Annotated in this window: 9 protein-coding genes; all 9 read left to right on the top strand. The window is 46.7% G+C overall.

Going from position 1 to position 12,013, the window contains the following annotated elements; translation table 11 throughout:
- The first annotated feature begins 68 nt into the window (after positions 1 to 68).
- The 9 genes from holB to NE671_RS09680 all read left to right on the top strand — a co-directional run bounded on the left by holB (position 69) and on the right by NE671_RS09680 (position 11,935).
- Positions 69 to 1,058, top strand: a complete 990-nt coding sequence (holB, locus tag NE671_RS09720; protein WP_015526578.1) for a DNA polymerase III subunit delta' — start codon at positions 69 to 71, stop codon at positions 1,056 to 1,058.
- Between the two features lies 1 nt (position 1,059).
- A complete protein-coding gene (locus NE671_RS09715; protein ID WP_015526579.1) occupies positions 1,060 to 1,953 on the top strand; it encodes a PSP1 domain-containing protein in 894 nt (297 codons plus the stop codon).
- The gene (locus tag NE671_RS09710; RefSeq protein WP_015526580.1) at positions 1,943 to 2,683 is read left to right on the top strand and encodes a tRNA1(Val) (adenine(37)-N6)-methyltransferase; all 741 of its coding nucleotides are present in this window, start codon (positions 1,943 to 1,945) and stop codon (positions 2,681 to 2,683) included. The genes NE671_RS09715 and NE671_RS09710 overlap by 11 nt, the downstream gene beginning before the upstream one ends.
- Positions 2,684 to 3,513: 830 nt before the next feature.
- Positions 3,514 to 4,377 carry a 16S rRNA (cytidine(1402)-2'-O)-methyltransferase gene (gene rsmI / locus NE671_RS09705; RefSeq protein ID WP_173740578.1) on the top strand — a complete coding sequence of 288 codons (864 nt, stop codon included), beginning with the start codon at positions 3,514 to 3,516 and terminating at the stop codon, positions 4,375 to 4,377.
- 379 nt (positions 4,378 to 4,756) lie between these two features.
- A complete protein-coding gene (locus NE671_RS09700) occupies positions 4,757 to 5,710 on the top strand; it encodes a 3-isopropylmalate dehydrogenase (RefSeq protein WP_173740579.1) in 954 nt (317 codons plus the stop codon).
- A 350-nt stretch (positions 5,711 to 6,060) separates the two neighbouring features.
- Entirely contained in the window at positions 6,061 to 7,986 is a 1,926-nt protein-coding gene (gyrB, locus tag NE671_RS09695) for a DNA topoisomerase (ATP-hydrolyzing) subunit B (RefSeq protein ID WP_129975821.1), read from the top strand.
- A 14-nt stretch (positions 7,987 to 8,000) separates the two neighbouring features.
- Positions 8,001 to 10,553, top strand: a complete 2,553-nt coding sequence (gyrA, locus tag NE671_RS09690) for a DNA gyrase subunit A (protein ID WP_092072417.1) — start codon at positions 8,001 to 8,003, stop codon at positions 10,551 to 10,553.
- A gap of 15 nt (positions 10,554 to 10,568) precedes the next feature.
- The gene (locus NE671_RS09685; RefSeq protein ID WP_021651690.1) at positions 10,569 to 11,198 is read left to right on the top strand and encodes a hypothetical protein; all 630 of its coding nucleotides are present in this window, start codon (positions 10,569 to 10,571) and stop codon (positions 11,196 to 11,198) included.
- A 23-nt stretch (positions 11,199 to 11,221) separates the two neighbouring features.
- Positions 11,222 to 11,935: a lysophospholipid acyltransferase family protein gene (locus tag NE671_RS09680; protein WP_021651689.1), complete on the top strand. Its 714-nt coding sequence runs from the start codon at positions 11,222 to 11,224 to the stop codon at positions 11,933 to 11,935.
- Positions 11,936 to 12,013: the final 78 nt, after the last annotated feature.

Here is a 12,013-nt window from a genome sequence, read left to right as displayed (position 1 = left end):
TTATAATTAGTTGAAAGATGTCCGCCGGGTATAACGGAGGGCACAAAAGGCAGAAAGAGGTGATTCTTATGGCAGGATTTCATGACATCATCGGCCATGACGATATAATCAGGCATTTGAAGAATGCGATAGAGACAGGGAAGGTATCCCACTCTTATATTTTTACAGGGGAACCGGGATCCGGCAAGAAGCTTCTTGCGGGGACTTTTGCGGCAGCGCTGCAGTGTGAATCGGGAGAGTCTGAACCGTGTATGACTTGTGATTCCTGTAAGAAGGTGATCGGCAAGAATCATCCGGATATCATTACAGTAACTCATGAGAAGCCTGGAAGCATCAGCATTGACGAGGTGCGTGACCAGGTTGTGCGTGATGTGGATATCAAGCCGTACTGCAGTCCGTATAAGATCTATATCATTCCGGATGCGGAGATGATGACGGTGCAGGCGCAGAATGCCATTTTGAAAACTATCGAGGAACCGCCGGAATATGCGGTGATCATGCTGCTGACAAGCAATATCGACAGTCTTCTTCCTACGATCCGTTCCAGATGTGTGCGTCTGGATCTGAAGGTGGTGGATGACAGTCTTGTGAAGGAATATCTGATGGAGCATCTTCAGGTGCCGGATTATCAGGCTGAGATCGATGCGTCTTATGCGCAGGGCAGTATCGGCAAGGCGAAGGAGGCTGCGACTTCTCAGGAGTTTGCAGATATGACTGCCAATGCCCTGAAGATTTTGAAATATGCCAATTCCATGGAGGTTTATGAGCTGACAGAGGCGATCAAGACTTTGACTGCTGATAAGAATAATATCAATGATTATCTGGATATTTTCCAGTTCTGGTTCCGCGATGTTCTGATGTTTAAGGCAACAAGGGAAATTGACAACCTGGTTTTTAAACAGGAGATTAATTTTATCAGAGAGCAGGCCAGCGAGCGTTCTTATGAGAATATCGAAAAAATCCTTGAGGCACTGGAGAAGACGAAGGTGCGTCTCCGTGCCAATGTTAATCTCGAACTTGCCCTGGAGCTCCTGTTCCTGACAATTAGGGAGAAATAGAATGGAAAAGGTAGTTGGAGTCAGATTTCGTAACGTTGGTAAGATTTATTATTTTAATCCTAAGAATTATAAGGTGAAGGTCGGCGATCATGTGATCGTGGAGACTGCCCGTGGTGTGGAGTATGGCCGTGTTGTCCTGGAGCCGCGCAGCGTGAAGGAGGACGAGGTGGTCCATCCGCTGAAGGAGGTTCTCCGTGTTGCAACGAAGGAGGACGAGGATCATGAGGCTGAGAACCGCCAGAAGGAGAAAGAGGCTTTTAAGATCTGTAAGAAGAAGATCCGTGAGCATGAGCTTGATATGAAGCTGATCGATGCGGAGTATACCTTTGATAATAACAAGGTGCTGTTTTATTTTACAGCGGATGGCCGTATTGATTTCCGGCAGCTGGTTAAGGATCTGGCGTCTGTGTTTAAGACCAGGATCGAGCTTCGTCAGATCGGTGTCCGTGATGAGACGAAGATCCTTGGCGGTATTGGTATCTGTGGAAGGACGCTTTGCTGTCATACGTATCTTTCGGAGTTTGCGCCGGTTTCCATCAAGATGGCGAAGGAGCAGAATCTTTCTCTGAACCAGACGAAGATTTCTGGTGTCTGTGGTCGTCTGATGTGCTGTCTGAAGAATGAGCAGGAGACTTATGAGGAGCTGAACCGGAATCTTCCGGGTATCGGTGATATGGTAACGACGCCGCAGGGTGTTTCGGGTACGGTCCAGAGTGTGAATGTTCTCCGGCAGATGGTTAAGATCGTGGTTGAGGTGAATGACGAGAAGGAGATCCAGGAGTTTCCGGTCCGTGATCTGAGGTTCCGCCCTAAGAGAAAAAAGGGTAAGGGTGGTTCTGCTGACCACGAGGAGAAAGAGGTTAAAAAGGGAGATTCGAAGCCGAATGAGAAGTGATCTGGTTTATTGCGGTGAGCGTGTGGATGATCTTCAGAATGGGTTGTTTGTGATCCAGGATCCGAAGAAGTTTTGCTTTGGGATGGATGCGGTTCTGTTGTCTGGCTTTGCCCGGGTGAAGAGGGGTGAGGTTGCGCTGGATATGGGGACCGGTACGGGGATCATTCCGATCTTGCTTTCGGATCGTACGGATGGGGAGCATTTCACGGGGCTGGAGATCCAGCATGAGTGTGCGGAGATGGCTGACCGTAGTGTGAGGTATAATGGTCTTGAGGACAGGGTTCGGATCGTTGAGGGTGATATCAGGGAGGCTGCCGGGATTTTTGGGGCGGCTTCTTTTGATGTGGTGACGTGTAATCCGCCGTATATGATCGGGCAGCATGGGTTGACGAATCCGCATCTTCCGAAGGCGATCGCGAGGCATGAGATTTTGTGTTCGTTTGATGATGTTGCTTGTCAGGCTGCCCGGGTCCTGAAGGACCGGGGGCGGTTTTTTCTGGTGCACAGGCCGTTTCGGCTTGTGGAGCTGATGGCGACTTTGACGAAGTATAAGCTGGAGCCTAAGAGGATGCAGCTGGTGTATCCTTTTATTGATAAGGAGCCGAATATGGTGTTGATCGAGGCTTGTAAGGGCGGGAATTCCAGGATCCGGGTTGAGCGGCCGCTGGTGGTTTATGAGCGGCCTGGGGTTTATACGGAGGATGTTTTGAAGTTGTATCGGATGGTGTGAATGTTGTGATGTTGTGGCTTAGGGTGGCTGCCTGGTTGGTTGTTTGGTTGGTTGTGAGAGATTGGGTGGCTGCTCGGGAGGGTTTGGGCCATCGGCGCTGCGCTGGATGGCTGGGAGGTAGTGGTGGCTGTGGTACTTCGGTTGGTGAAGGGACGGCGAGGGGAGGCAGGCTGCTGGTGGTGACACGCTGCGCCCCCTGCTCGGCTGCGGCGCCGGTTTGCTGCCATTCGCGCAAACTCGCTTCGCTCAAACAGTGCGCTCGGTGGCAGCAGCTATCCTCACCTCGCTGACGGGGGCTCCGCTAACGTCACCACCAGCAGCCTGCCTCCCCTCGCCTGAGATTCAAAGCGAGAGATCGCAACGCGTAGCGCATTGAGTATCGAAGAATACAGACACCTTGCCAGAAGTGAATCACTGAGAAAGTGAAGAAATAAAACAACATCGGCATAGCGTAGCGTACTGAGTATCGAAGCATACAGACACCTTGCCAGAAGTGAACCACAGAGAAAGTGAAGAAATAAAACAACATCGGCACAGCGTAGCGCGCTGAGTACCGAAGAATACAGACACCTTGCCGGAAGTGAATCACAGAGAAAGTGAAGAAATAAAACAACATCGGCACAGCGTAGTGCGCTGAATACCGAAGCATACAGACACAAGTCAACAAATAAGAACAACGAATCCCTTGCACTACTTAAAAAAAGCCCAAGGGGTGTGCAGAGGGGGCGCGGCTTTGCGGCCCCTTTGCGGTTTTCAAAGTTTCCAAACTTAAACAAACCCCCGCGGTTAAGCGAAATATCCCCCGCGGTCAAGCGAGAAAAGAGGAAAATATGAAACAAAACGGAAAACTATACTTATGTGCCACCCCCATAGGAAACCTCGAAGACATCACCCTTCGAGTACTAAGAACCCTTCGGGAAGTGGACTTAATCGCTGCGGAGGATACCCGCAACAGCATAAAACTTCTGAATCATTTTGATATAAAAACCCCCATGACCAGCTACCACGAATACAATAAGATCGATAAGGGCCATGTCCTCGTGGAAAAGCTGCTGGCGGGTACAAACATTGCGTTGATCACAGATGCAGGTACTCCGGGTATCTCAGACCCCGGGGAGGAGCTTGCCGCCATGTGTTATGAAGCCGGAATTGAAGTGACTTCACTTCCGGGTCCTGCTGCCTGTATCACTGCTCTGACTTTGTCAGGCCTGCATACCAGGCGTTTTGCTTTCGAGGCTTTTCTTCCGGCGGATAAGAAAGAACGAAAAACGATCCTGGAGGAGCTTTCCTGTGAAACCAGGACTATTATCCTGTATGAGGCACCTCACAGGCTTGTACGGACTCTTGGTGAGCTCAGAGAGGCGCTTGGCAACCGCCGGATGACTCTTTGCAGAGAGCTGACCAAGAAGCATGAGACGGCATTCCGGACTACGATCGATGATCTGATGGATTTTTATAAAGATGAGAATCCGCTGGGTGAGTGTGTTCTTGTGATCGAGGGCAGGAGCCGCAGTGAGATGGAGGCGGAGAAGCGTGCTTCCTGGGAGGAGATTTCCATTGCGGAGCATGTGGCGATGTATGAGCAGCAGGGGAATTCCAGGAAGGATGCCATGAAGCTTGCTGCCAGGGATCGTGGTGTTTCCAAGCGGGATATTTATAAGGCGCTTCTGGATGGAGAAGGTTCTGCTGAATGATCAGGTGTAATTGTGGTACGGATCGTAGGTAACGTGATCGTGGATGATTGAATAAGCTGCATACTGTGACCAAGGATTTTTGGGAACGTATGTGGCTTTTTTTTGTGGTAATAAAAAGTACTGTGCGGATTTTGTCGAAATGATTTGCTTGCAGCATAGACCATATTGTGGTAAGCTGATCTTATCAAAAATAAAAAGCAGTTCCGGGATTCTATGGAAATGCTGTAAAAGCATATTTTTCTAAAAATAATCTTATTTTTCTATTACATTTCATATATCAGGCAGATTGCCTGTCATCTCAGAAAATTCATGCTTTTTTCCATTTTTCAGCAGGAGTTTTCAGATGAGGCTCCTTGAAATCAAAATAGAGGAGTCGTGTATGATCGTAAACAAAAACAGAACAAACAGCTCTAATCTGCGGCAGTGGCATCCTGCATTTTTTGCTGATATCCAGATAGAACTGGAGTCAGAAAGGGAGAATCTGATTTTTGAGAATGAGCATCAGCTTGGGACGAAACCAATGGAGATCGATGCGCTTGTGATCAAAAAGAAGACCGATATCCCCATTAATAAAAACATCGGAAGGATATTCCGGAAATATAATATCATTGAGTATAAGAGTCCGACGGATTATATAAGCATCAATGATTTTTATAAGGTGTGTGGATATGCATTTTTTTATAAAGCAGATACGGTAACTGAGGATGAAATCCCAATTGAGCAGATTACGATCTCTTTGGTAAGCAGGGCATATCCCCGGAAGATGCTCCGGCATTTGAGGGAGTTTTGGAAATGCCGGATAAAAAAGATAGAAGAAGGAATTTATTACGTAACAGGGTCTAAGATCCCAATTCAGGTTATTGTAACGGAACAGTTGTCGAAGAAGAAAAATCTGTGGCTGAGAAGTCTGACTGATAGAATAAAAGATAAGGAAGATATGAAACGACTTCTCAATGAATACAGAGAAAAGCAGAAAAATCCTTTGTACGAATCAGTCATGCAGATGATCGTAAGGGCTAATGAAGAAAAATTCAGGGAGGCGGATTGTATGTGTGAAGCATTAAATCGGATCATACAGGATCAGATCGAGGAAAAGATAAGAAAAAGTTTACAGGCTGGCTATGATGAAGGTTATGGAATTGGAATGCAGGATGGAATAAAGGATGGGATGCAGCAGGGAATGCAGCAGGGAATGCAGCAGGGAGAACATAGTATTAACAGTTTGATCCTCTGCCTTGCTGAGCTGGGCAGGACGTCTGATATTATAAAATCTGCATCAGATCCGGAATACCAGAAGAAATTGTTAAAGGAATTTGGGCTTTTACTGGAGTAGCTGAATATTCCATATATTTTAAGCGCATATTGTGCTATGTAATTTGAAATTGCATTTAATAAGATACTTTTTTGCCTGTATTTCCTATGATTTTGCGTGGAAATACAGGCTTTTTTGTGCTATAATAAACTCTGTATTCGTATGTAAAAAATATTTATTTTACAGGTATAAATGACACTTCCGGAGCGGGTTTGAGAATTGCTTTCTGCAAAATGAAAATACAGTATTTCCTGAAATTAACAGATCAGTTTATCTTGCTCAGGATTTGATGTAATGATTTCTGAAGCTGCTATGGTTCTGCAGAAATGAATTTTCAAACACGTCCGGACGACAAGAACAGGAGGAATGACATGGGCGCAGAGAATACAGAATACGGCGCGGATCAGATCCAGATCCTGGAAGGACTGGAAGCCGTACGTAAGAGGCCTGGAATGTATATCGGAAGTACCTCCAGCCGTGGACTTCATCATCTCGTATATGAGATCGTGGATAACGCAGTCGATGAAGCACTGGCTGGTTTTTGTACGGAGATCCATGTAGATATCAATCCGGATAATTCCATTACAGTTACAGATAATGGTCGTGGTATTCCGGTTGGTATCAATCATAAGGCTGGTATTCCGGCAGTTGAGGTTGTATTTACCATTCTTCACGCAGGCGGTAAGTTCGGCGGTGGAGGATATAAGGTTTCCGGTGGTCTTCACGGTGTTGGTGCATCTGTTGTAAATGCACTTTCCGAATGGCTGGAGGTTACCATCTACCGAGAGGGTAAGGAATACAAACAGAGATATGAGCGTGGCAAGACTATGTACCCGCTGAAGGTGGTAGGTGACTGTGATCCGGGGCTTTCAGGAACGAAGGTTTATTTCCTTCCGGACAAGGAGATCTTTGAGGAGACTGTTTATGATTATGATATCCTGAAACAGAGACTTCGTGAGATGGCTTTCCTGACTAAGGGTCTTCGTATCGTTCTGGAGGATAAGAGAGAGGGACAGGAGCGCGAGAAGATATTCCACTATGAGGGGGGTATCCGTGAGTTTGTAAGCTACCTGAACAGAAGCAAGGAGGCTCTTTACCCGGAGATCATTTACTGTGAGGGTGAGAAGGACGGCGTGTCTGTAGAGGTTGCGCTGCAGCATAATGATTCCTATACAGAGAACACCTATGGCTTTGTAAACAATATCAATACACCGGAGGGCGGTACACACATTACCGGTTTCCGTAATGCGATCACCAATACATTTAATGATTATGCACGTAAGAACAAACTTCTCAAGGACAGTGAGCCGAACTTAAGCGGTGATGATATCCGTGAGGGCCTGACTGCGATCGTCAGTGTTAAGATCGAGAATCCGCAGTTTGAGGGTCAGACCAAGCAGAAGCTTGGAAATAGTGAGGCCAGAGGTGCGGTAGACAGTGTTGTAAGTAAACAGCTGGAGATTTTCCTGGAGCAGAATCCTGCAGTTGCCAAGGCTACCGTTGAGAAATCTGTTCTTGCACAGAGAGCCAGAGAGGCAGCCAGAAAGGCACGTGACCTTACAAGAAGAAAATCCGCACTGGACAGTATGTCACTTCCGGGAAAGCTTGCAGACTGTTCTGACAAGAATCCGGAGAACTGTGAGATCTATATCGTAGAGGGAGATTCCGCGGGCGGTTCTGCCAAGACAGCGAGAAACCGTGCCACACAGGCAATCCTTCCGCTGCGTGGTAAGATCCTGAATGTTGAGAAGGCACGTCTGGATAAGATTTACGGAAACAAAGAGATCAAGGCAATGATCACTGCCTTCGGAACCGGAATCCATGAGGATTTTGATATTTCCAAGCTTCGTTATCACAAGATCATTATTATGACCGATGCCGATGTTGACGGTGCACATATCGCAACACTGCTTCTGACCTTCCTGTATCGTTTCATGCCGGAGCTGATCAAGCAGGGATATGTATACCTGGCACAGCCTCCTCTCTATAAAGTGGAGAAGAACAAAAAGGTATGGTATGCATATGACGATGATGAGCTGAACAATATCCTTACCGAGATCGGACGTGACGGAAACAATAAGATCCAGCGTTATAAAGGTCTGGGTGAGATGGATGCCGAGCAGCTCTGGGAGACTACTATGGACCCTGAGAAGAGAATCCTTCTCCGTGTGACCATGGACGAAGCTGCCACATCTGAGATCGATCTGACATTTACCACTCTTATGGGAGACAAGGTAGAGCCAAGACGTGAATTTATCGAAGAAAATGCAAGATTCGTTAAGAATCTTGATATCTAGGAGAATAAAGAAGAATGGAAGATAATATTTTTGACAAAGTCCACGAAGTGGATCTGGAAAAAACGATGAAGGAATCTTACATCGACTATGCCATGAGTGTTATCGCCTCACGAGCTTTGCCTGATGTAAGAGACGGTCTGAAGCCGGTACAGCGCCGAGTTCTGTACTCTATGATCGAGCTGAATAATGGTCCTGACAAGCCACACAGAAAATGTGCGCGTATTGTCGGTGATACCATGGGTAAATATCATCCGCACGGTGACAGCTCCATCTATGGTGCGCTGGTCAATATGGCTCAGGAATGGTCCACAAGATATCCGCTGGTTGACGGACATGGAAACTTTGGTTCTGTGGATGGTGACGGTGCGGCTGCCATGCGATATACAGAGGCACGTCTCAGCAAGATATCCATGGAGATGCTTGCTGACATCAACAAGGATACGGTTGATTTTCAGCCGAACTTTGATGAAACAGAGCGTGAGCCGGTTGTGCTTCCGGCACGTTTTCCGAACCTTTTGGTAAACGGTACTACAGGTATTGCGGTAGGTATGGCAACCAATATTCCGCCGCATAACCTTCGTGAAACTATCAATGCAGTTGTTAAGATCATTGATAACATTGTAGAAGAAGACAGAGAAACAGCTATGGAGGAGCTTCTTGAGATCGTAAAGGGACCGGATTTCCCTACAGGAGCGACCATCCTCGGAACGAGAGGGATCGAGGAAGCTTACCGTACCGGACGTGGCAAGATCCGTGTCCGTGCGGTGACGAATATCGAGACTTTGCCAAACGGTAAATCCCGTATCGTGGTTACCGAGCTCCCGTACCTTGTAAACAAGGCACGTCTGATCGAGAAGATCGCAGAGCTTGTCCGTGACAAAAAGATCGACGGGATCACAGACCTGAACGACCATTCCAGCCGTGAGGGTATGCGAATCTGTATTGATCTTCGTAAGGATGCCAATGCCAACGTGATCCTGAATCTGCTCTACAAGCATACACAGCTGCAGGATACTTTTGGTGTGATCATGCTTTCTCTTGTTCCAAATCATGGAAATATGGAACCGAAGGTTCTGAACCTGAAAGAGATGCTGGAGTACTATCTGGAGCATCAGGAGAATGTAGTTCGCAGAAGAACACAGTATGATCTTAATAAGGCACAGGAGAGAGCCCATATTTTGGAGGGTCTTCTGAAGGCACTTGATAATATTGACGAAGTGATCCGCATCATCCGTGGCTCCCGCAACGTACAGATCGCCAAGCAGGAGCTGATCGACCGTTTTGAGCTGACAGATGTGCAGGCACAGGCGATCGTGGATATGCGTCTCCGTGCATTGACAGGTCTGGAAAGAGAGAAGCTGGAGGCTGAGTATGCAGAGCTTATGGAGAAGATCCGCAAGTTCCAGGCAATCCTTGCTGACCGCAAGCTCCTTCTCCGGGTGATCCGTGAGGAGATCCTTGCCATTGCAGAGAAATACGGCGATGACAGAAAGACTTCCATCGGATACGATGTATATGATATCTCTACAGAGGATCTGATCCCGAGAGAAAATACAGTGATCGCAATGACAAAGCTTGGTTATATCAAGCGTATGACCGTTGACAACTTCCGCAGCCAGAACCGTGGCGGCAGAGGAATCAAGGGTATGCAGACGATTGAGGATGACTATATCGAAGAGCTTTTGATGACGACAACGCACCATTATCTCATGTTCTTTACTAATACAGGACGTGTATACAGACTGAAGGCATATGAGATCCCGGAGGCCGGTCGTACAGCCAGAGGAACTGCGATCATCAATCTTCTGCAGCTTGCACCGGGAGAAAAGATCACAGCTGTGATCCCGCTTCGTAAATATGAAGAGGGTCATTATCTGATGATGGCCACCAAGAAAGGCCTTGTGAAGAAAACTCCGATCAAGGATTACGAGAATGTCCGTAAGACAGGTCTTACAGCAATCGTTCTTCGTGATGATGACGAGCTGATCGAGGTTAAGGCTACTGATAATAATAAAGATATTATTCTTGTGACCAGGGACGGACAGTGTATCCGCTTTAAGGAAACGGATGTCCGCAGCACAGGCCGTGCGTCCATGGGAGTAAGAGGTATGAATCTTACTGACGGTGATGAAGTTGTTGCCATGCAGCTGAACACTCAGGGAGATTATCTGCTTGTAGTTTCCGAGAACGGAATGGGTAAACGTACAGCTATGAGTGAGTTCGTTGTCCAGAACCGTGGCGGTAAGGGTGTGAAGTGCTACAAGATCACCGAGAAGACCGGAAATGTTGTCGGCGCCAAGGCTGTCAACGAAGAGAACGAGATCATGATGATCACTACAGAGGGTATCATTATCCGTCTGCAGTGTGCGGATATCTCTGTTCTTGGAAGGATCACCTCAGGTGTGAAGATGATCAATCTTACAGAGGGTGTAACCGTTGCAAGTATCGCCAAGGTAAGAGATAAAGATCCGGAAGCAGATACAACTACCGAAAAAGCTGACGGAGAAACCGGCGATAACGAAGAAGGCTCTGCAGAGGAAGCTGTCACAGGCAGTGAAGAGGAATAAGGTCGAGGATAAGTCATGACGACGACAAAGAAAAAACGCAGAAAAAAATCAGTAAAGAAGCTGAAATACTCTAATAAAAAACTGAATTTTGTCCACATTGCGACACTGGCGGGGATCATTCTGATCCTGCTGGTGATCGTTCTGGCGGCCAGAGGCTGCGGAAAGATCAGCCACAGAACTCCGGAGGGGGTTGTGGAAGGCTACATCAAAGCGGCAGCAGCAGGCAAGAATAAAAAGATGCAGAGCTGTTACAGTGCGGATAAGTTATCGGATGAGGCGAAAACAGAGATTTCCTCCACGATAAAATATTTTCAGGCCCATGGAGTAAAGGATGTAAATATCGACAGCTGTGGCTCCATTTCTGAAAACAAAAATTATTCTTATGTTTATATCCGCTATAATCTTGTTCTGGAGAACGAGCAGGAATATCCATGTATCAGTACCTATCTTGTAAAGGTCCAGGACAAAAAGTATTATCTGTATGCGCCTTCTGAGATTTCAGATAAGATCAGCCAGCAGGCTGCTAAGGATTATCAGAAATTTATGACTACGAAAACCTATACAGATTATACAAAGGCTTATGAGGTTTTTCTGAAAAAGAATCCGGGATACGAGGATAAGATCGCAGGGAAACTGAACGGATAAAGCAGAGGCGGGAGGATGTAAGAATGAAGCGGATTTTGCTGATGGTGCTCAGAAATATAGTCTTTGTTCCTTACTGGTGGATCAAGCTTTGCTGGTATGCAGCGCATACAGATGATTATCCGGAAGAGAAGAAATACGCATTCCTGAGACTGGTAGATGAGCATGCCATCGAAGGCGGAAATATCCATATTGATGTGCATGGAGCTGAAAATATCCCAAAAGAAAAGGGGTTTATGTTTTTTCCGAATCACCAGGGACTGTTTGATGTGCTGGCGATCATCCGGGCATGCCCGGTTCCTTTTTCGGTAGTTGCCAAGAAGGAAGTTGGAGAGATTCCTTTTCTGAAGCAGGTTTTTGCCTGTATGAAGGCCTTTATCATTGACAGGGAAGACCTGAAGCAGTCCATGCAGGTCATTGTCAATGTAATACGGGAAGTGAAGGCTGGTCGTAATTATCTGATCTTTCCGGAGGGAACCAGAAGTAAAAACGGAAATCATCCGGGGCCGTTCAAGGGCGGCAGCTTCAAGACTGCCACCAAGACGAAATGCCCGATCGTTCCGGTTGCACTGATCGATTCCTTTAAGGCTTTTGATACCGGCTCTACAGAGAGGATCACCGTACAGGTGCATATCCTTCCTCCGATGTATTATGAGGAATACAAAGATATGCATACCACAGAGCTCGCAGAAGAAGTGAAGAGACGGATCGAAAAGGTGATCGAAGAGAATATTATGTAAAAAAGAAAAGACTTTGATGAAGTTGGAACAAAAACATCATCAAGGTCTTTTTTTTTGTTGTATGTTTTATATAAAAAC

Source organism: Blautia sp. DFI.9.10, assembly GCF_024461705.1.
GTDB lineage: Bacteria > Bacillota > Clostridia > Lachnospirales > Lachnospiraceae > Blautia_A > Blautia_A fusiformis.
Note: the sequence above shows the minus strand (reverse complement) of the source record. Positions and strands in the feature narration are given on the sequence as shown.